Source organism: Massilia sp. Masssp94, from assembly GCF_059491305.1.
This window is the reverse complement of record NZ_CP168501.1, coordinates 2,600,546-2,618,845: the sequence shown is the minus strand read 5'-3', so window position 1 is coordinate 2,618,845 and position 18,300 is coordinate 2,600,546. Positions and strand designations below refer to the sequence as shown.

The 18,300-nt window shown below is 66.6% G+C and carries 22 protein-coding genes; 18 read left to right on the top strand and 4 right to left on the bottom strand.

What is annotated here, in order from left to right; all coding sequences use genetic code 11:
* Positions 1-35: 35 nt before the first annotated feature.
* Both grxC and ACEN9G_RS11545 read right to left on the bottom strand, forming a co-directional pair.
* On the bottom strand, positions 36-305 hold the full coding sequence (grxC, locus tag ACEN9G_RS11550) for a glutaredoxin 3 (RefSeq protein ID WP_413336918.1): 270 nt from the start codon (positions 303-305) through the stop codon (positions 36-38).
* Between the two features lie 17 nt (positions 306-322).
* Entirely contained in the window at positions 323-727 is a 405-nt protein-coding gene (locus ACEN9G_RS11545) for a rhodanese-like domain-containing protein (protein WP_413336919.1), read from the bottom strand.
* Positions 728-815: 88 nt separating this feature from the next.
* On the opposite strand from ACEN9G_RS11545, the gene gpmA reads away from it, so the two are divergent.
* The 16 genes from gpmA to ACEN9G_RS11465 all read left to right on the top strand — a co-directional run bounded on the left by gpmA (position 816) and on the right by ACEN9G_RS11465 (position 16,755).
* The gene (gpmA, locus tag ACEN9G_RS11540; RefSeq protein WP_413336920.1) at positions 816-1,562 is read left to right on the top strand and encodes a 2,3-diphosphoglycerate-dependent phosphoglycerate mutase; all 747 of its coding nucleotides are present in this window, start codon (positions 816-818) and stop codon (positions 1,560-1,562) included.
* 69 nt (positions 1,563-1,631) lie between these two features.
* Complete coding sequence (locus ACEN9G_RS11535) at positions 1,632-3,044, top strand: murein hydrolase activator EnvC family protein (RefSeq protein WP_413336924.1); 1,413 nt, start codon at positions 1,632-1,634, stop codon at positions 3,042-3,044.
* 28 nt (positions 3,045-3,072) lie between these two features.
* The gene (locus ACEN9G_RS11530; RefSeq protein ID WP_413336921.1) at positions 3,073-4,566 is read left to right on the top strand and encodes a S41 family peptidase; all 1,494 of its coding nucleotides are present in this window, start codon (positions 3,073-3,075) and stop codon (positions 4,564-4,566) included.
* Positions 4,563-5,324, top strand: coding sequence for a HesA/MoeB/ThiF family protein (locus tag ACEN9G_RS11525; protein WP_371771676.1), 762 nt, complete (start codon positions 4,563-4,565; stop codon positions 5,322-5,324). The genes ACEN9G_RS11530 and ACEN9G_RS11525 overlap by 4 nt, the downstream gene beginning before the upstream one ends.
* A gap of 151 nt (positions 5,325-5,475) precedes the next feature.
* Entirely contained in the window at positions 5,476-5,931 is a 456-nt protein-coding gene (gene gspG, locus ACEN9G_RS11520) for a type II secretion system major pseudopilin GspG (RefSeq protein ID WP_371764243.1), read from the top strand.
* A 13-nt stretch (positions 5,932-5,944) separates the two neighbouring features.
* Positions 5,945-6,421 carry a type II secretion system minor pseudopilin GspH gene (gene gspH / locus ACEN9G_RS11515; RefSeq protein WP_371764244.1) on the top strand — a complete coding sequence of 159 codons (477 nt, stop codon included), beginning with the start codon at positions 5,945-5,947 and terminating at the stop codon, positions 6,419-6,421.
* An 11-nt stretch (positions 6,422-6,432) separates the two neighbouring features.
* Positions 6,433-6,822: a type II secretion system minor pseudopilin GspI gene (gene gspI, locus ACEN9G_RS11510; protein WP_413336922.1), complete on the top strand. Its 390-nt coding sequence runs from the start codon at positions 6,433-6,435 to the stop codon at positions 6,820-6,822.
* Positions 6,819-7,493 carry a PulJ/GspJ family protein gene (locus tag ACEN9G_RS11505; protein ID WP_483126662.1) on the top strand — a complete coding sequence of 225 codons (675 nt, stop codon included), beginning with the start codon at positions 6,819-6,821 and terminating at the stop codon, positions 7,491-7,493. The genes gspI and ACEN9G_RS11505 overlap by 4 nt, the downstream gene beginning before the upstream one ends.
* A complete protein-coding gene (gspK, locus tag ACEN9G_RS11500; RefSeq protein ID WP_413345205.1) occupies positions 7,490-8,473 on the top strand; it encodes a type II secretion system minor pseudopilin GspK in 984 nt (327 codons plus the stop codon). Before ACEN9G_RS11505 ends, gspK begins: the two co-directional genes overlap by 4 nt.
* 76 nt (positions 8,474-8,549) lie before the next feature.
* Positions 8,550-9,761 carry a type II secretion system protein GspL gene (gene gspL / locus ACEN9G_RS11495; protein ID WP_483126661.1) on the top strand — a complete coding sequence of 404 codons (1,212 nt, stop codon included), beginning with the start codon at positions 8,550-8,552 and terminating at the stop codon, positions 9,759-9,761.
* Positions 9,758-10,276: a type II secretion system protein M gene (locus tag ACEN9G_RS11490; RefSeq protein ID WP_413344419.1), complete on the top strand. Its 519-nt coding sequence runs from the start codon at positions 9,758-9,760 to the stop codon at positions 10,274-10,276. The genes gspL and ACEN9G_RS11490 overlap by 4 nt, the downstream gene beginning before the upstream one ends.
* The gene (gene gspN, locus ACEN9G_RS11485) at positions 10,273-11,046 is read left to right on the top strand and encodes a type II secretion system protein N (RefSeq protein WP_413344417.1); all 774 of its coding nucleotides are present in this window, start codon (positions 10,273-10,275) and stop codon (positions 11,044-11,046) included. The genes ACEN9G_RS11490 and gspN overlap by 4 nt, the downstream gene beginning before the upstream one ends.
* Entirely contained in the window at positions 11,046-13,385 is a 2,340-nt protein-coding gene (gspD, locus tag ACEN9G_RS11480; RefSeq protein WP_483126660.1) for a type II secretion system secretin GspD, read from the top strand. Before gspN ends, gspD begins: the two co-directional genes overlap by 1 nt.
* A gap of 5 nt (positions 13,386-13,390) precedes the next feature.
* Positions 13,391-14,815, top strand: a complete 1,425-nt coding sequence (gene gspE, locus ACEN9G_RS11475; RefSeq protein WP_413342528.1) for a type II secretion system ATPase GspE — start codon at positions 13,391-13,393, stop codon at positions 14,813-14,815.
* A 3-nt stretch (positions 14,816-14,818) separates the two neighbouring features.
* On the top strand, positions 14,819-16,039 hold the full coding sequence (gene gspF / locus ACEN9G_RS11470; protein ID WP_413342527.1) for a type II secretion system inner membrane protein GspF: 1,221 nt from the start codon (positions 14,819-14,821) through the stop codon (positions 16,037-16,039).
* 11 nt (positions 16,040-16,050) lie between these two features.
* Positions 16,051-16,755 (top strand): type II secretion system protein N, encoded by a 705-nt coding sequence (locus tag ACEN9G_RS11465; protein WP_413342525.1) that lies wholly within the window; start codon positions 16,051-16,053, stop codon positions 16,753-16,755.
* Positions 16,756-16,761: 6 nt separating this feature from the next.
* Here the strand turns inward: ACEN9G_RS11465 and ACEN9G_RS11460 are convergent, their stop codons facing one another.
* On the bottom strand, positions 16,762-17,493 hold the full coding sequence (locus ACEN9G_RS11460) for a helix-turn-helix domain-containing protein (protein WP_413342523.1): 732 nt from the start codon (positions 17,491-17,493) through the stop codon (positions 16,762-16,764).
* Between the two features lie 204 nt (positions 17,494-17,697).
* On the opposite strand from ACEN9G_RS11460, the gene ACEN9G_RS11455 reads away from it, so the two are divergent.
* Positions 17,698-17,946: a cupin domain-containing protein gene (locus ACEN9G_RS11455; protein ID WP_413342521.1), complete on the top strand. Its 249-nt coding sequence runs from the start codon at positions 17,698-17,700 to the stop codon at positions 17,944-17,946.
* Positions 17,946-18,083 carry a cupin domain-containing protein gene (locus ACEN9G_RS11450; RefSeq protein ID WP_413342532.1) on the top strand — a complete coding sequence of 46 codons (138 nt, stop codon included), beginning with the start codon at positions 17,946-17,948 and terminating at the stop codon, positions 18,081-18,083. The genes ACEN9G_RS11455 and ACEN9G_RS11450 overlap by 1 nt, the downstream gene beginning before the upstream one ends.
* Positions 18,084-18,095: 12 nt before the next feature.
* Here the strand turns inward: ACEN9G_RS11450 and ACEN9G_RS11445 are convergent, their stop codons facing one another.
* Positions 18,096-18,293, bottom strand: coding sequence for a hypothetical protein (locus ACEN9G_RS11445; protein ID WP_413342519.1), 198 nt, complete (start codon positions 18,291-18,293; stop codon positions 18,096-18,098).
* Between the last annotated feature and the right edge of the window lie 7 nt (positions 18,294-18,300).

Sequence of the window (18,300 nt, the reverse complement as noted above, 5' to 3'; positions counted from 1 at the left end):
AATAGTTTGCCGGGGCCTGGCCAAGCCAGCACCGATCAGGCTGCTTCGCCCTTCAGCAGCGGGTCCAGGCGGCCCGCCTGGTCGAGCGCGTACAGGTCGTCGAAGCCGCCCACATGGGTATCGCCCACGTAGATCTGCGGCACCGTACGGCGGCCCGTGCGCTGCATCATGATGGCGCGCTGTTCCGGATCAAGGTCGACACGGATGCGTTCGATGTCGCTCACGCCCTTGGCTTCCAGCAGACGCTCGGCGCGCACGCAGTAGGGGCAGCTGGCGGTGTGATAGAGGACAACATGGGCTGTCATGGCAGTATCCTTTCAAATTATTTGATCAGGGGCAGGCCGGCAGCCGTCCAGGCCGCGATGCCGCCTTCCAGGCCATAGATATCTTCGAACCCTGCCGCTTTCAACAGGCGCGCCGCTTTAGTGGCGTGTTTGCCGTCCTGGTCGACGACAACGATGGTCTTGATTTTCGACTTGTCCAGCTCGCCGGTGCGATTGCCCAAGTCTGCCAGCGGAATGTGTTTCGCGTCGCGCAGGTGCCCGTTGGCAAAGGCTTCGGCGCTGCGCACATCGATCACGGCGGTGGATTTACCGCGGTTGAGCATCTGGGTGGCCTGCAGCGGGGAGGCCACGCGGCCACGCGGCGCGAGCGACAACCACAGCAGGGCGCCCCCCGACAAAAGAGCGATCGCGACAGTGATGAAATGGTCGATGATGAATTTCACGAAGGTTCCGTTGGTTGAACTGAATCATCGCATTATAAAATAGAAGTCGGATCGGTATTTCTTGCTCACTTTTTTCTATAAAGCACCTATGTACAAAATCGTATTCATGCGCCACGGCGAGTCCACCTGGAACCTCGAGAACCGTTTCACCGGCTGGACCGATGTCGACCTGACCGAAAAAGGGGTCAATGAAGCCAAGCTGGCCGGCCGCCTGCTGAAGGAAGCCGGCTTCACCTTCGACCTGGCCTATACCTCGGTCCTGAAACGTGCGATCCGCACCCTGTGGCTGGCCATGGACGAGATGGACATGATGTGGCTGCCGGTCAAGAACGACTGGCGCCTGAACGAGCGCCACTACGGCGCGCTGCAGGGCCTGGACAAGGGCGAGACCGCCGCCAAGTTCGGCGACGAGCAGGTGCTCGTATGGCGCCGCAGCTACGACACCCCGCCGCCGGCGCTGGAAGCGAACGATCCGCGCACGTCCTTCAACGACCCGCGCTACGCCGGCCTCGACAAGGCCGAGATCCCGCTGACGGAATGCCTGAAGGACACCGTCGCCCGCGTGATGCCGGCCTGGGACGAGGAAATCGCCCCGGCCATCCGCGCCGGCAAGCAGATCCTGATCTCGGCCCACGGCAACAGCCTGCGCGCCGTGATCAAGATGCTGGACAACATCAGCGACACGGACATCGTCGGCCTGAACATCCCGAACGGCACCCCGCTCGTGTATGAACTGGACGCGGACCTGAAGCCGATCCGCCACTACTACCTGGGCGACCAGGCAGCGATCGCGGCCGCCATGGCCGCCGTGGCCAACCAAGGGAAGGCGAAGTAAGTCTTGCGTTTTTCCTTCGTGAAGTCGACGTCCGCGGGCCTGTCCGCCCGCGGCAAACTGGTCTGCGGCCTGCTGGCCTGTGCGTTCGCCTTCGGCAGCGTGCAGGCGGCGCCGCGCCAGACCACGCGCAGCAAGGAGAAGGCCGCCGCCGAGGCGGCGCGCGCCGGCATCCAGCAAAAGCTCAATGTGCTCAAGAAGGACATCAGCCGCACCGAGAGCGAAAAGGAAGACGCGGCCGACGAGCTGGCGGAATCGGAAGAAAAGATTTCCGACGCCAACCGCTCGCTGCGCGAACTTGCGGACGAGCAGGCCGAGACCAATACCAGGCTGAAGGATCTCGCGACCGAAGAGGCGAGACTTGGCGACACCATCGCGGCCCAGAAGCGCCAGCTGGCGAAGCTGTTGCGCCAGCACTATATCGCCGGCAACGAGGACCGCATCAAGCTGCTGCTGTCCGGCGATAACCCGAACCGGATCAACCGCGACCTGCAGATGATGGCCTACGTCTCGCAGGCGCAAGCGAAATTACTGAATTCCCTGCGCACGAACCTGGCGGCCGTCGAGGCGAACCACGCCGAGACGCAGAACGCCAGGGACGAGCTGGAAGAAATTGCACAAGAGCAGAAGTCGCAAAAGGCGCTGCTCGAAAAGGAAAAGGCCAAACGGGCCGCCCTGCTGGCGAACCTGTCGAGCAAGCTGACGGACCAGCGCAAGCAGGCGAGCCGCCTGGAACGGGACGAGCAGCGCATGAGCGGCCTCGTCGACCGCCTGACGCGCCTGATCCGCGAACAGGAAATCGCCGCCGCGGCCGAGCGCAAGCGCCAACAGGAACTGGCCGCCGCGCGCGCGAAAGCGGCCGCCGAGGCGAAACAACGTGCGCTGGCGCGGGCCAGGGCGCAGCGCGAAGAGCGCGAACGCCTGGCGCGCGAAGCGGCCAAGGAAGCGGCCAAGACGGGCAAGCCCGTCAAACCGTTGCCGCCGCCGAAACCCGAGCCGGAAGAGACGCGGGTGGCCGAGGAGCCGGCACCGAAACCGGAAGCACCGCAGCGTTCGGCCGACACGGCACTGGCCGCCGACCTGCCGAGCGGCGCGTTCGAAAGCCTGCGCGGCCGCCTGCCGGCGCCGATCTCCGGCAAGATCGCGGCCCGTTTCGGCGCCAAGCGCGGCGATGGTCCGACGTGGCGCGGCATGTTCATCAAGGCCCCGGAAGGCACCGACGTGCGCGCCATCGCGGCGGGGCGTGTCGTGTTCGCCAACTGGATGCGCGGCTACGGCAACCTGATCATCATCAACCACGGCGGCGAGTACCTGTCGATCTACGGCAACAACCAGACCCTGGTGAAGCAGGCCGGCGACGCGGTCAAGCCGGGCGACGTCATCGCCAGTGCCGGCAATACCGGCGGTAACGAGGAATCGGGGCTATACTTCGAGCTCAGGCATCTCGGAAAAGCGTTCGATCCTTCGAGCTGGATCAGGTTCTAATTTCCGGAAGCACAATCCAGGGAACAGCATGGGCAAGAAACTCAAGAACCTCGGTCTCATCGGCCTCGGCATGGTGGCCGGGGTGGCCGCCTCGGTCCAGTATTCGGCGCTGGCACAAAAGGGCGGCGATGCGCCCCTGCCGCTGGACGAGCTGCGTCAGCTGGCCGACGTGTATGCCCTGATTAAAAGCGATTACGTCGAGAAGGTCGACGACAAGAAGCTGCTGTCGGACGCCATCGCCGGCATGGTGAATTCGCTGGATCCGCATTCCGTGTACCTGGACCAGAAGGATTTCGCCGAGATGCGCGAAGAGGTGCAGGGCCGCTTCGTCGGCCTCGGCATCGAGGTCGCGATGGAAGACGGCTACGTCAAGATCGTCTCGCCCATCGAGGATTCGCCCGCCTACCGCGCCGGCATCAAGGCGGGCGACCTGATCACGCGCATCGACAATGTGCCGGTGAAAGGCCTGTCGCTGGACGATGCCATCAAGCGCATGCGCGGCGAGCCGCACAGCAAGGTGATGCTGACCATCGCCCGCCGCGGCGCGGACGCGCCGTGGGTCGTGCCGGTCGAGCGCGAGGAAATCAAGGTGGCCAGCGTCAAGGCGAAGATGATCGAGCCCGGCTATGCCTGGCTGCGCATCAACCAGTTCCAGGAAGAGACCGTCGACGACGTCGCGGACAAGTTGAAGGACCTGTACGCCCGCAATCCGAACATCAAGGGTCTCGTGCTGGACCTGCGCAACGACCCGGGCGGCCTGCTGCCGAGCGCGATCGGCGTCTCCGCCGCCTTCCTGCCGGCGAACGACGTGATCGTCTCGACGAAGGGCCAGCTGGCCGAGTCGAACGCCACGTTCTACGGCCGGCGCGAATTCTATGCCGTCAAGCCGGGCGCCGATCCGCTGGCGAAATTGCCGGCCGCGCTGAAGACCGTGCCGATGGTGGTGCTGGTCAACACGGGCTCGGCCTCGGCGTCGGAAATCGTCGCGGGCGCGCTGCAGGATTACAAGCGCGCCATCGTGATGGGCAGCCAGACGTTCGGCAAGGGTTCCGTGCAGACCCTGCGCCAGTTGACGCCCGACACGGCCGTGAAGCTGACGACCGCGCGCTACTTCACGCCGAAGGGCCGCTCGATCCAGGCGCTGGGCATCGTGCCGGACCTGAAGGTCGACGAGACGCCGGAAGGCGACGGCCTGAACGCCGTGCGCGTGCGCGAGGCGGACCTCGATCACCACCTGACCAACGAGGCGGCCGACAGCAAGAGCGCGAACGCGAAGCGCCGCGACGAGCTCGAGGAAGAGCAGTTCACCATGGCCGCGCTGAAGAATGCGAAACCGGTCGAGTTCGGCGGCAAGGATGACTTCCAGCTGGCGCAAGCCCTGAATCACTTCAAGGGCTTGAAAGTGCAGCTCGCCAAGGCCGATCCGGACGAGGACAAGCCCGCGCCGGCCAAGCTGCCGGGCCAGGAGCCGAAGCCGGCCGAGATCAAGGACGACGCCAAGCCGTCTGCACCGAAGCGATGAACGACCAGCAACTGCTTCGCTATTCGCGCCATATCCTGCTCGACGAGATCGGCATCGAAGGCCAGGCGCGCTTCCTGGCCGCGCGCGTGCTCGTGATCGGCGCCGGCGGTCTCGGCTCGCCGGCCGCGCTGTATCTCGCCGCGGGCGGCGTGGGCCGGTTGACGCTCGTCGACGACGACACCGTCGACCTGACGAATTTGCAGCGCCAGGTCATGCACACGACGGCCCGCGTGGGCCAGCCCAAGGTCGAGTCCGGCCGTGAAGCCCTGCACCAGATCAATCCCGAGGTCGAGGTCGTCGCCTTGCGCGAACGCGCCGATGCCGCACGTTTAGGGGAACTCGTGCGCGATTCCGATGTCGTACTCGACTGCAGCGACAACTTCGCCACGCGCCATGCCGTCAACCGCGCCTGCGTTGCCGCCGGCGTCCCGCTCGTCGCGGGCGCCGCGATCCGTTTCGACGGGCAGATCTCGGTCTTCGACGTGCGCGACCCCGCTTCGCCCTGCTATGCCTGCCTGTTCCCGGAGGACGGCAAGTTCGAGGAAGTGGCATGCAGCACGATGGGCGTGTTCGCGCCGCTGGTCGGCATCATCGGCGCCATGCAGGCGGCCGAGGCGCTGAAGCTGCTGGCCGGAAGCGGCCGTTCGCTGGCCGGCCGGCTGCAGATGCTGGATGCGCGCGCCATGGAGTGGACGGAGATCGGCGTGGCGCGCAATCCGTGCTGCCCCGTTTGCGCGGGGCGTCCCGGCGTAGAATGAGTCGCGGCGCACGTAGAAGGTGTCTTTCTGCGCCGTCTATCTTACAATTAGACAATTTTCCTGACGAGTTGGAACATTTTCCAAACGACTTTTAACCTCATCCCCGCTCGTTCGGCCTTATACTGTTTTTTCGACCACTTCCATCACATCTATGCAGAACTTCAAGCATCGTTTCGCACGGCAGCGCCGCCAGCGCGGTTTCACCCTCGTCGAAATCATGGTCGTCGTGGTCATCATCGGCATCCTGGGTGCGCTCGTCGTTCCCAAGCTGCTGGGCCGTACCGGCGAGTCGCGCGTGACCGCGGCCCGCGTCGACATCGCCACGCTGATGTCGGCACTGAAGATGTACAAGCTCGATAACCAGCGCTATCCGACCACGGAGCAGGGCTTGCAGTCCCTCGTCCAGAAGCCGACCAGCGGCCCGGCCGCCAACGGCTGGAAGGAAGGCGGCTACATCGACAAGCTGCCGAAGGACCCGTGGGGCAATCCGTACCAGTACCTGTCGCCTGGCCTGCACGGCGAGATCGACGTGTTCTCGCTGGGCGCGGACGGCCAGCCGGGCGGTACCGGCGAGGATGCCGACGTCGGTTCGTGGGACAACAAATAACGTAGGTGTGTCGATGACCACGCGCGCGCCGGGCCGCGCCGGCGGCTTCACCCTGGTGGAGATCATGGTCGTGATGGTCATCATCGGCATCACGCTGGGGCTGGCCAGCCTCAACGCCATTCCCAGCCCGCACCAGGACCTGCAGAAGGAGGCGCAGCGTATCGCGCTGCTGCTGCAGCTGGCGCGCGACGAAGCGATCGTGCGCAACCGCCTCGTCGCCTTCGAAGCCACGCCCGAGCGTTACCACTTCCTCGTGCGTACCGAAACGCGCTGGCAACCGATCGCGAACGACGACATGCTGCGCGAGCGCGACTTCAAGAATGCCCCGCTGACCCTGCTGCTGGATCCGACCAGCGCGGGTACCCTGAATCCGCTGCGCATCACGTTCGGCAGCGAACCGGTCGACAAGCCGTTCGTGCTCACGCTGGCCAGCGGCAACGACCGCGTCGCCATCCGCGCCGACGGGGTCGGGCACTTCACGGTGGAGTGAAGAGGTCAATCATGCGCGCCATGCGATTCCCGAACCGGCAACGCGGCTTCACGCTGCTCGAAGTGCTCGTGGCTCTCGTCATCGTGGGCACGGCGCTGGGCGCGGGCCTGCGCGCCGTCGGCAGCCTGAGCGCCAACGGCAGCGGCCTGCGCGCCTCGATGATGGCGACGTGGTCGGCCGAAAACCGGCTCGTGCAGATCCGCCTGGGCAAGGAATTCCCCGACATCGGCAAGCACAGCTTCGATTGCCCGCAGGGCGACCTGCACCTCGTGTGCCAGGAAGAAGTGATCGCCAGCCCGAACCCGCGCCTGCGCCGGGTCGAGGTCTCCGTGTACGACATCGAAAACCCCAACCGGCGCATCGTCAAGCTGGTCCAACTCGTGTTGAAGCCGTGGCGATGACGAACTCTTCCCCGGCCCGCGGCTTCACCCTCGTGGAGCTGCTCGTGGCGATCAGCATCCTGGCCATCGTCGCCGTGCTCGGCTGGCGCGGGCTGGACGGCATCGTGCGTGCCCGCGTGGCCCTCACGCAGCAGATGGAAACGACGCGCGGCATGCAGCTGGCCTTCGCCCAGATGCAGAGCGACTGCGAACACATCGCCCAGCGCGACGTCGTCGACCAGCGGCCCTATCTCCTCGTCGGCGCCGACCGCCTGACGCTCGTGCGCGAAGTGTTCGCGGAAAACCAGCCGTCGCGGCTGCAGGTGGTCGCGTACCGCATCGTCAACGGCACCTTGATGCGGCGCGAGTCGCAGCCGACGCGCGACCTCGTCCAGCTCGACGCGCTGTGGCAGGCCGTCACCAGCGATGCCGACACCAACCCGGCCGTGGCCATCCAGACCGGCGTGACGGGGATGCAGGTCGCGACCTGGCTCAACAACTCGTGGCGCCAGGGCGGCGTCGATCCCGGCGCGAATGCGGCGGGCACGGGCCAGGCGCCGCCGCCGCCCCAGCCCCCGTCGCCCGACCAGGCGGCGCAGGTGAGCAACGAACCCACGGGCCTGCAGGTCGCGTTGCAGGCCCAGAACCTGCAACAGCCGATGGTCAAATCCTTCCTGCTGGGGGAACCATGAGAACGCGCCAGCGCCGGCCTGCGCGCGAACGCGGCGTGGCCGTGATCACCGCGCTGCTGCTCACCACGCTGGCGATCTCCATCGTCGCCAGCCTGTTCTGGCAGCAGCAGGTGCAGGTGCGTTCGATGGAAAACCAGCGCCTGCACTTGCAGACCAAGTGGATCCTGCGCGGCGCGCTCGACTGGTCGACGCTGGTGCTGTTCCAGGACGGCATCGACCACCGCGACTACACGTCGCTCGACCAGGTTTGGGCGACGCCGCTGGCGGAAACGCGCCTGGACCAATACGTCGAACGCCAGCGGGTCGAAGGAGAAACGTTCGATGCAAGCCTGTCCGGTAACATTACCGACGCATGCTCGCGTTACAATTTGCGCAACCTGGGAATGAGCCGCGGGTTGCCGGATCCGCAGCAGCTGGAGATCTTCAAACGCCTGCTGAACAACCTGCAGCTGGACCAGGGCCTCGCGCTGCGCATCGCGAACTTCGTCGCGGCCGGTTTGCCGGCCACGATGGAAGAGGGCAACGATCCGACGCGGCAGCAGGTCGCGCCCGTGGTCGGCGCGCCGTTGAAGGTATTGCAGGTGGAAGATCTGTTGTCGGTGCGGGGCGTGACGCCGGCCATCGTCGAGCGGCTGCGGCCGTTCGTGACGGTGCTGCCGGAAAAGACGCCGGTGAACGTCAACACGGCGCCGGCGGAAGTGTTGGCGGCCGTGGTGCCGGACATGTCGGTGTCGGAAGCGAATACGCTGATCGTGCGGCGCAAGCAGGCGGCGTGGCGCGGTCTCAATTATTTCGAGACCGAGATCGGCGACAACCGGAAGCCGGCGCAGGATTCGGCGAGCGTGAAAAGCGACTGGTTCCTGGTCGACAGCCGCATCCGCCTGGATCGGGCCGCGCTGGATGCGCAGGCGCTGATCCACCGGTCGTCGAACCTGGTGGCGGGCAGCGGGCCGAAAGTGGTGTGGATCCGCCAGTATTGAACATTGAAGAGAAGTCTCGAGGGATAGCGCAGGGCATGTTAAAACGACCAACAGAAGATCGAGAAAGCGAGACAGTTTGAGCACACTTTATATCCGGCATCCTGCGCGTGCCGAAGGTGAACATGCGTTGTGCCGCTTCGCCCTCGTCACCGATGGCGGCGCGATCGACCAGCATGGCGAAGGCCCGCTGCGCAACCTGGGCGACCTGGTCGGCACGAGCCGCCGCATCGTGCTGCTGCTCGCCGCCGCCGACGTGACCCTGCTGCAGGTGCAGGCGCCGCCGCTGTCCGGCGCGCGCCTGAAGGCCGCGCTGCCGGGCCTCGTCGAAGAACACATCCTGGGCGATCCGATGGACGCCGTCCTCGTGGCCGCGCCCGAGCAGCCCGACGGCATGCGGCCCATCGCGGTGGTCGAGCGCGACTGGCTGCAAGGCATCGTGAAAAGCCTGCTGGCGCAGGGCGCGCGCACCATCATGGCCGAGCCCGCGCAACTGTGCTTGCCTTTGCAGCCGGGCAGTGTTGCCGCCGCCATTTCCGGCGTCGAACTGACTTTGCGCCAGAGCCTGTTCCAGGGCTTCGGCCTCGCGCTCGACGCCACGCCGGCCGTCGTGCTGCAGACGGCGCGCGCCTTCAGCGGCGACGCCCCGCTCGTGCTGTACGTGCCGCCCGCGCAAGTGGGCGAATACCAGGCGCTGGCGCAGGAAGCCGGTCCGGGCATCCTGATCGAGGCCGACAGCTGGACGCACTGGATCGCCGGTTCCAAGACGACTGCGCTGGACCTCGTGAGTGGCCTCGGCGCGGCGGGGGCGCCCACGCGCGACTGGCGCCGCTGGCGCTGGCCGATCGCGCTCGGCGCGCTGGCCGTGGCCGTCAACCTGATCGGGCTGAACGTCGACTGGCTGCGCCTGCGCCGCGAAGCCAACACGGTGCGCCAGTCGATGGTCCAGACCTACCGCAACGTGTATCCGCGCGAAACGACGATCCTCGATCCCGTGCTGCAGATGCGCCAGCACATCGCCCGCGCGCGCGCCAACACGGGCGACGTGTCGCCCGACGAATTTACTTATCTCGCCTCGGCGCTGGGTGAAGCGACGCGATCGCTCGGCCGTCCGGTTGGACTTGTATCAATTGAATACCGCGAACGCGCGTTGACCGTCAAAGTCAAACCCGAAACGGTCGACCCCGGTTTGACCGGGCAGTTGCGCACGGCCCTGGCCACGCGCCGGCTCACGCTGGAAGAAAGCACGCCGGGCAACTGGGTCATCCGCAGCACGGGAGCCAAACCATGAGCATCGCCACCACCTTTGCCCAGTACCGCGAGCGCGCCACGGCGCTCTGGCTCGCGCGCACCGAGCAGGAACGCCGCTTCCTGGCGGCCGGCGGCGCCGTCGTGCTGGCCGCGCTGCTGTACCTGCTGCTCGTCGATCCGGCCATCGAAGGGCGCGCCCAGCTGCGCCGCCAGTTGCCGCAGCTGCGCCAGCAGGCGGCCGAGATGCAGGCCATGGCCCAGGAAGCGAGCACGCTGGCCCAGGCGCCGGAAACGCACGTCGTGCCGCTCACGCGCGAAACCGTCGGCAGCAGCCTGTCGGGACGCGGCCTGAATCCGGAATCGCTGTCGGTGAACGGCGAGTACATCAAGCTGCAGTTGAATAACGTGGCGTTCGCCAACCTGGCCACGTGGCTGGACGAGCAGCGCCGCGCCAACCGCTTGCTCGTGCAGGACGCCGTCGTCACGTCCCTGCCCGCCGCCGGCCAGGTCGACGCCAGCCTGACGCTGCGCCAGAACACCGGCAGCGGCCAATGAGGCGCACGTTTGCCTGGATCGCGCTGCCGACGCTCGCGGTGATCCTGACGGTACTCGCGTTCCTGCCGGCGGCATGGCTCGCGCCGATGGTCGAACGCCAGACGGATGGCCGTTTGACTCTGGGGGATGCGCAGGGTACGCTTTGGCGCGGCTCAGCCTTTGTGGGCGGGGCGCCGGGCGCGGGCGGATCCGTCACCCCGCTGCTGCCGGGACGCTTCAGCTGGCGCCTGTCGCCGCTGGTGCTGTTCGGGGATGTCAGCATGGACCTGGCCAACGACCAGGCGCTGGCGCAGCCCGTGCACGTCAGCGGCAGCTGGTCGCAATGGCAGGTCAGCGCCGGCCAGTTGCTGTTGCCGGCCGAAGGCCTGGCCGGGCTGGGTGCGCCGTTGAACACGCTCGCGCTCACGGGCACGATCAAGCTGTCCTGGAACCTGCTGGACATCGCGCGCCAGGGCAATACGGTGGCGGTGAGCGGACGTACGGTGCTGTCGCTGACCGACATGGGATCGCGCATGAGCCCGATCAAACCGCTCGGTACCTACGAGATGGCCATGGACTGGCACGGCCAGCGGGCCGACGTGGTGCTGCGTACGGTGAGCGGTGCGCTCCTGCTGTCTGGTAATGGAGCATTGGAAAACGGCCGCTTGCACTTCTCGGGACAGGCCGCGGCGGCCGACAAGTACGAAGACACGCTGGGCAACCTGCTCAACCTGCTGGGTCAACGGCGTATGGTGAACGGCAAGAACATAATCGCGTTAGAGTTCAGATGATGAAAAAAAATCCAACCCGCAGCATCCAGCAACTCCCGGCACTGCGCCGCATCGTGGCCGGCGCCATGCTCTGCTGCACCGTCGGAACAAGCGTCCTGCCGCCGCTCGCCCATGCCCAGGACGGTAGTGGTAATGGCGCCGCGCTCAACTTCGTCAATGCCGACATGGAGTCCGTGATCAAGGCGGTCGGCCATTACACGGGGACGACGTTCATCATCGACCCGCGCGTGAAAGGCACGCTGACGCTCGTTTCGGAAAAGACATTGACCAGGGCCCAGGCCTTCTCGCTGCTGACCTCGGCACTGCGCCTGCAGGGCTATGCGGTCGTCACCGGCGACGGTTATGCCAAGGTGGTGCCGGAAGCGGAAGCGAAGCTGCAGTCGTCGCCCACGCAGGTCGGCACCGGCGGCTCGCGGGTCAAAGGCGACCAGATCGCCACGCAGGTCTACCGCCTGCAGCATGAGTCCGCCGCGAACCTGACGGCCGTGCTGCGTCCGCTGATCTCGCCCAACAACTCGATCATGGCCGATCCGGGCAACAACAGCCTCGTGATCACGGACTACGCCGACAACCTGCGCCGCCTGTCGAAGATCATCGCCGCGCTCGACGCGCCGGCCACCGGCGACCTCGACGTGGTCCCGATCCGCAACGGCATCGCCAGCGACGTCGCCACGCTCGTCACGCGCCTGATGGAACCGGCGGCCGGCGGCGACGCGGGCCGCGTCACGGTGCTGGCCGATCCGCGCACCAACTCCGTCATCGTGCGCGCGCCGTCGCCCGCGCGCGCGAGCATGGCCAAGAACCTGATCGCGAAGCTCGACCAGCCGACGGCGGAACTCGGCAACATCCACGTGGTCTACCTGAAGAACGCCGACGCCAGCAAGGTCGCGCAGACCTTGCGCGCCGTCGTGTCGCAGGATGCGTCGGCCGTACCGGTGCAGCAGCAGGGCACGGCGGGCGGTTCGATCCAGTCCACCGCCACCGGCGGCGCAGGCGGTGCCGGCGGGCTCGGCGGCCAGCAGGGCCAGCAGAGCAGCGTCGGCATGGGCGGCACGGGCGGCTCGTTCTCCCAGCAGGGCCAGGCCACGGCCGGCGGTGCCGGCGGCGGACAGGGTTCCGGCTTCATCCAGGCCGACGCGTCGACCAACAGCCTCATCATCACGGCGCCGGACGCCATGTACCGCAACCTGCGCGCCGTCATCGACCAGCTCGACGTGCGCCGCGCCCAGGTCTACATCGAGGCACTGGTGGTCGAGGTGACGTCGACCGACGCGTCCGAGTTCGGCGTGCAATGGGTGGGCCTGACCGGCAACAACAACAGCAGCTACCGCGTCGGCGGCCTGCAGTCGTTCAGCCTCGGCGGCAGCAACAACAACATCGTCAACCTGGCGCTGGCCGCGGCGACGGGCATCAGCGGCGCGTCCGGCGCGACCACCGGCAGCTCGATCCCGACGCCGACCGGCCTGTCGATCGGCCTCTTCAAGCAGGTGAACGGCGAGCTGGGCCTGGGCGCGATCGCGCATGCCCTTGAAAGTACGGGACACGCCAACATCTTGTCCACACCGAACATGATCACGCTGGATAACGAACTGGCGACGATCAAGGTCGGTCAGAACATACCGATCATTACGGGTTCCTTCACGACGGGCGCGAGCGGGGCAAGCAATCCGTTCCAGACGGTCGACCGCAAGGACGTGGGCCTGCTGCTGAAAGTGCGCCCGCAGATTTCCGAAGGCGGTACGATCAAGCTGGCGATCTACCACGAGAATTCGGGGATCGACAACTCCGTCAGCTCGGCGTCGGGAATCGTGACCACCGTCCGCGCGATCGAGAGCAACGTGTTGGCCGACAATGGCCAGATCGTCGTGCTGGGCGGGCTGATCTCGGATGATGAATCCGAGAACAACGAAAAGACGCGTGGGCTGGGCGACATTCCGATCATCGGCAACCTGTTCAAGTACCGCACCCGCACGCGCGCCAAACGTAACCTGATGGTGTTCCTGCGCCCGGTCGTGGTGCGCAGCAAGGAACAGAACGACAGCCTGTCGATGGACCGCTACGAATTCATGCGCGCCGCCGGCGCGACGGCACAACCGGTCGACGACACCGTGCTGCTGAAGAATCTCGGCGCACCGGTGCTGCCGAGCCTGGTCAATGGCCAGCCGCCCGCGGGCAGCCCGATGGCCACGATGCCGCCGCCGGCACCCGCCGCTGCGCGTCCGGGTGCCGCCACCGGGCCGGGCACGAGCCAGCCCAAGGCGCCGGCCCAGCCGGAGTTCCGCCCTGTGCAACCCGCGCAACCCGAATACCGGCCGGCGACGCCGACCCAACAGAACTGAAGACGATGAATAATTTGTTGCCCTACGCATTCGCACGCGATTACGGCGTGCTGGCGCGTTCCAACGGCGACCCGTCGCAAGCCGTCGAAGTGCTGGTCTCGAATGCGACCAAGCCCGCGGCGATCGCCGAGGTCTCGCGCCGTTTCGGGCGCATCACCCTGCGGCGGATGGAACGCGCCGAACTGGAATCGGCCATTGCCGCCGCGTACCAGTCGGCCGGCGGCGACGCGTCGCAGGTCGCGGACGAATTCGACGCCGACCTCGACCTCACGAAGCTGCTGCAGGACGTGCCCGCGATCGAGGACCTGCTGGAATCGTCCGACGATGCGCCCGTCATCCGCATGATCAACGCGCTGCTCACGCAATCGCTGCGCGAAGGCGCGTCCGATATCCACATCGAACCGTTCGAGCAGACGTCCGTCGTGCGCTTCCGCATCGACGGCGCGCTGCGCGACATCGTGCGCCCGCGCAAGGGCATCCACGCGTCGCTGATCTCGCGTATCAAGATCATGTCGCAGCTCGACATCGCGGAAAAACGCCTGCCGCAGGACGGCCGCATCACGTTGCGCATCGGCGGCAAGCCCGTCGACGTGCGCGTGTCGACCCTGCCGACCGGCCACGGCGAACGCGCCGTGCTGCGTCTGCTCGACAAGGAAGCGGGCCGCCTCGACCTCAGCCATCTCGGCATGAGCGGGCAGATGCTGCCGCAGTTCGACAAGCTGATCAACCAGCCGCACGGCATCGTGCTCGTCACGGGCCCGACCGGTTCCGGTAAAACGACGACCCTGTACGCGTCGCTGTCGCGCCTGAATTCGACGACCACCAACATCATGACGGTGGAAGACCCGATCGAATACGACCTGCCCGGCATCGGCCAGACGCAGGTCAACGCCCGCATCGACATGACGTTCGGCAAGGCCCTGCGCGCGATCCTGCGCCAGGACCCGGACGTGATCATGATCGGCGAGATCCGCGACCTCGAAACGGCCCAAATCGCCGTGCAGGCTTCGCTGACGGGCCACCTTGTGCTCGCCACACTGCACACGAACGACGCCGCCTCGGCCGTTACCCGTCTGCTGGACATGGGTATCGAGCCGTTCCTGCTGTCGTCGTCGCTGCTGGGCGTGATGGCCCAGCGTCTCGTGCGCAAGCTGTGCCCGCACTGCAAGCGCCAGGAAGCGGGACATTGGGTGGCGGTCGGGTGCGACCGCTGCGGCCATACGGGCTTCCACGGCCGCGTGGGCGTGTACGAGCTGCTCGAGACGAACGAACAGATCCGTTCGCAGATCCACAACCAGGCCGCCGAGGCCGAGATCCGCAACGCGGCCCTGAAATCCGGCATGAAGACCATGCACGACGATGGCCAACGATGGGTGCGGGAAGGCATCACGACGGAAGCCGAACTGCTGCGCGTGACGAAGGTGGATTGATCGATGCCCGCCTTCCGCTATGAAGCCGTCGACACGGGCGGCGTTACCCGCAAGGGCGTCCTGAACGCCGACAGCCCGCGTGCCGCGCGCGCCGACCTGCGCCTGCAGGGATTGACGCCGCTCGCCGTCGAGGCCATCGCGGCCCAGGTCGACGAGAGCGGGGCGGCGCGCGCGCGCGGCTTCGGCGAGCGCCTGTCCCAGGTCGAGCTCGCGCTGTTCACGCGCCAGCTCGCGAGCCTGCTGGAAGCCGGCCTGCCGCTCGAACAGGCCTTCACCGCGTTGCTGGAACAGGCCGAGCGTGCCTACGTGCGCGACCTGATCGCGTCGATCCGGTCCGAAGTGATGGGCGGCGCGTCGTTCTCCAGCGCGCTGGCGCGCCATCCGCGCGACTTCGCCGAGATCTATCGGGCCCTCGTCGCGTCCGGCGAACAGATCGGCCAGCTGTCGCGCGTGCTGTCGCGCCTGGCCGACTACATCGAACGCCGCAACGCCCTCGTGCAGCGGGTGCGCCTGGCGTTTACCTATCCGGCCATCGTCACCGTCGTCGCGTTCGCGATCGTGATCTTCCTGCTGACCTATGTCGTGCCGCAGATCGTCTCGGTGTTCGCCAACACCAAGCAGAAACTGCCGTTCCTGACCATCCTCATGCTCGGTGTGTCGAACTTTACGCGCGCCTACGGGATCTATGTGGCATTGGTCGTCATCGCGGCGTGGTACGCGTGGCGCCGCGCCCTGCGCAACCCCGTGCTCAAGCGCCGCTGGCATACGTGGCTGTTGAACGCGCCCGTGTACGGCAAGTTCGAACGCAGCCTGAACACGACCCGTTTCGCGAGCACCCTGGCGATCACGACGGGCTCCGGCGTGCCCATCCTGCGCGCGCTCGAGACGAGCCGCGACACGTTGTCGAACGTGGCGATGAAGGAACTCGTGGAGCAGGCGACGGCCAGCGTGCGCGAGGGCGTGAGCCTGGCGCGGGCGCTGTCGGCGCAAAAGCTGTTCCCGCCCATGCTCGTGCACATGATCCGCGCGGGCGAGATCACGGGCGAGCTGCCGGCCATGCTCGAACGGGCCTCGAATTCGCAGCAGGCCGACCTCGAACGGCGCACCATGACCATCGCCGGCCTGCTGGAGCCCGTGCTGATCCTGGCCATGGGCCTCGTCGTGCTATTGATCGTGCTGGCCGTGCTGATGCCGATTATTGAAATCAACCAGTTGGTGCAGTGACAAGGAAACTGATGAACAAGCGCTTGCCTTTTTTCCTGAGCCTGCTGGGCGTGGTCCTGTTTGCCGTGTCGCTGGCGTACTGGATCATGCAGTTGTACCAGCCGCCCCAGCGCCCGATCGCGGCGGCGCCGCAGGCCGCCATGCCCGACCCGACCATCGATGCCGCCGCTACCTTGTTTGGTGGCCAAGTCTCCGTGGCAAGCGCGACCAATTACCAGTTGACGGGCGTCGTGGCGGACGGGAGCAGCAGCGTGGCGATCATCGTCGCCGAAGGTTCGCCGCCGAAGGCGCTGCGGGTCGGCAAGGAGCTGGCGCCCGGCATCACGCTGGCGGAAGTCCACCCGCGCTATGTGATGCTGTCCGATGGCGGCGTCATGAAGCGTGTCGACCTGGCGACCGATACCAAGCCCGCCGCGGCGATGGGTGGCGCGCCCGGCGGCATGCCGCCCAGTGGGGCGCCGCCGGGCGGCATGCCGCAGCAGAATTTTCCGCAGCCCCAGCAGATCACGACCGCACCGGCCGCGCAGCCGGTGCAGGCCGTGCCGGAGCCGCCGATGGCGCCGGGCGCCGTCCAGCCGCAGCCGTCCATGACGAACCCGGGCGACGTCGGCACGCACGACAATCCGCCGCCCGCGAATCCGAACCCGATCAATCCGACGCCGAACGGTCAGCAGATGCCGCCGCAAAATCCGGCCGGCCAGATGAATACGCAGTAAGGCTGCTCAGCGCCGCAGCGCGGTGAACGCCGCGAATTCCCACGAACGGAAACCGACCAGCAACGTAAAGCCGTCGCGCTCCTGCGGGGGCAGGCGGCGGTCGTTGCGGTGCATGCGCGCAAGTTCTCCGGCCAGTTGATGGATCTTTTCCGCCAGCTCGGCGGCGCTCGCCAGCGACAGGCGTGCGGGCAGGCACATCAACGTTTCGCCTGCACCGTCGAAGTTACCGGCGAAATAATCCTCGACGACGTAGGAGCGGAAGAAGCGCTGCACCGGCCCGTCCGGCAGCCAGCGGAACGCGTTCGAGACCCGCAGCGTGTAACGGTTCAGCGGCTTCAGTTCGATCACGCCGAGGCGGTCGAGTTCCACCAGCAAGCCGATGCATTCGGGTTCGCTCAAGCGATAGGTTTCCACCATCTGTTCCAGGCTCCAGTGCCCCAGGCAGCAGATCGCCACGAGCAGCAGGCGCGGGTTGGCGACGAGCGCCGTTTCCTGGATGAGCGTCAGCGTGTCGGCCTGCGGCCGCGCATCGGCCGCGCGCCGCAGCACGTCTTCCATGGCGATGCCGGCCGCCTGGCAGATCTGCGCCAGGCGCGACAGGGTCATGTCCTTCTGGCCGAACATGCGTTTGATACTCGATTCGCTCATCGCGATGCGGTCGGCCAGCATCTTGTAGGTGATCCCGGCCGCGCGTAGTTCGGCGCGCAGCACGTCCAGCAGCATGTCGGGGGAGCTCATGGTTGTGGTCAGTTCTCTGTTTTCGTTCGTCAACTCGGCCTGACGAATGTACAGAAGAAGGCAGGGCAGTTCAAGAAATGTCGAGTCCCGCCAGCCACGACCGCCTGCTGGGTCCGGTCAGCGTTATGATGCGCATCAGTTCAGGTGCGAACTTCCGTGTCCTCGCCGCTGCGCCGGTGTCCAATCGAGACCCAAGGAGAACGTATGAAAACGGCAAGCGTGTTCGTATTGGCGTTATTCAGTGCGGCAGCATGTGCTCAGGCGGCGGCGCAGGTGCCGGGCGTGCGGCGCACCGATCTGCTGAAGCACGACAGCGTGGTGTCGGGACGCGAAGTCGTCGAGGTGCGCGTCGAGGTCGACGCGGGCCATGGCGTGCCGAGGCATACGCATCCGGGTGATGATACGTGGTCGAGGGCACGCTGGAGTACCTGCCCGACGGCAAAGCGCCCGTGATGCTGAAGGCGGGGCAATCCGTCTTCATCCCGGCCGGCACCATCCACGCGGCCAGGAACCCCGGCACGGTGGCCGGGGCGGGCATCGCCACCTATTTCGTCGAGAAGGGCAAGCCGCTGATCATGCCGGCGAAATAACGCCGGCGCTGGTTACTCGTCGTCCGGCTCCAGCTTGACCTTCTGGAGCGCACGCTTCGCGGCCAGCCGCTCGCTGGCCTCGGGTTTTGCATGCGCTCCAGCCGCGCGCGCCTTGGCGAAGCCGGCGAACGGATTGCGGGGCTTGAGTGGCGGCGTCGGCTCGACACGCAGCCGCATCTTTTGCCGGGTTGCCAGTGCCTTGTTTGCCATCGCCGCC

Coding starts and splice junctions, on each gene's coding strand:
- grxC (WP_413336918.1), bottom strand. CDS start 305: ATGACAGCCCATGTTGTCCTCTATCACACCGCCAGCTGCCCCTACTGC.
- gpmA (WP_413336920.1), top strand. CDS start 816: ATGTACAAAATCGTATTCATGCGCCACGGCGAGTCCACCTGGAACCTC.
- ACEN9G_RS11530 (WP_413336921.1), top strand. CDS start 3,073: ATGGGCAAGAAACTCAAGAACCTCGGTCTCATCGGCCTCGGCATGGTG.
- ACEN9G_RS11525 (WP_371771676.1), top strand. CDS start 4,563: ATGAACGACCAGCAACTGCTTCGCTATTCGCGCCATATCCTGCTCGAC.
- gspG (WP_371764243.1), top strand. CDS start 5,476: ATGCAGAACTTCAAGCATCGTTTCGCACGGCAGCGCCGCCAGCGCGGT.
- gspH (WP_371764244.1), top strand. CDS start 5,945: ATGACCACGCGCGCGCCGGGCCGCGCCGGCGGCTTCACCCTGGTGGAG.
- gspI (WP_413336922.1), top strand. CDS start 6,433: ATGCGCGCCATGCGATTCCCGAACCGGCAACGCGGCTTCACGCTGCTC.
- ACEN9G_RS11505 (WP_483126662.1), top strand. CDS start 6,819: ATGACGAACTCTTCCCCGGCCCGCGGCTTCACCCTCGTGGAGCTGCTC.
- gspK (WP_413345205.1), top strand. CDS start 7,490: ATGAGAACGCGCCAGCGCCGGCCTGCGCGCGAACGCGGCGTGGCCGTG.
- ACEN9G_RS11490 (WP_413344419.1), top strand. CDS start 9,758: ATGAGCATCGCCACCACCTTTGCCCAGTACCGCGAGCGCGCCACGGCG.
- gspN (WP_413344417.1), top strand. CDS start 10,273: ATGAGGCGCACGTTTGCCTGGATCGCGCTGCCGACGCTCGCGGTGATC.
- gspD (WP_483126660.1), top strand. CDS start 11,046: ATGAAAAAAAATCCAACCCGCAGCATCCAGCAACTCCCGGCACTGCGC.
- gspE (WP_413342528.1), top strand. CDS start 13,391: ATGAATAATTTGTTGCCCTACGCATTCGCACGCGATTACGGCGTGCTG.
- gspF (WP_413342527.1), top strand. CDS start 14,819: ATGCCCGCCTTCCGCTATGAAGCCGTCGACACGGGCGGCGTTACCCGC.
- ACEN9G_RS11465 (WP_413342525.1), top strand. CDS start 16,051: ATGAACAAGCGCTTGCCTTTTTTCCTGAGCCTGCTGGGCGTGGTCCTG.
- ACEN9G_RS11460 (WP_413342523.1), bottom strand. CDS start 17,493: ATGAGCTCCCCCGACATGCTGCTGGACGTGCTGCGCGCCGAACTACGC.
- ACEN9G_RS11455 (WP_413342521.1), top strand. CDS start 17,698: ATGAAAACGGCAAGCGTGTTCGTATTGGCGTTATTCAGTGCGGCAGCA.
- ACEN9G_RS11450 (WP_413342532.1), top strand. CDS start 17,946: ATGCTGAAGGCGGGGCAATCCGTCTTCATCCCGGCCGGCACCATCCAC.
- ACEN9G_RS11445 (WP_413342519.1), bottom strand. CDS start 18,293: ATGGCAAACAAGGCACTGGCAACCCGGCAAAAGATGCGGCTGCGTGTC.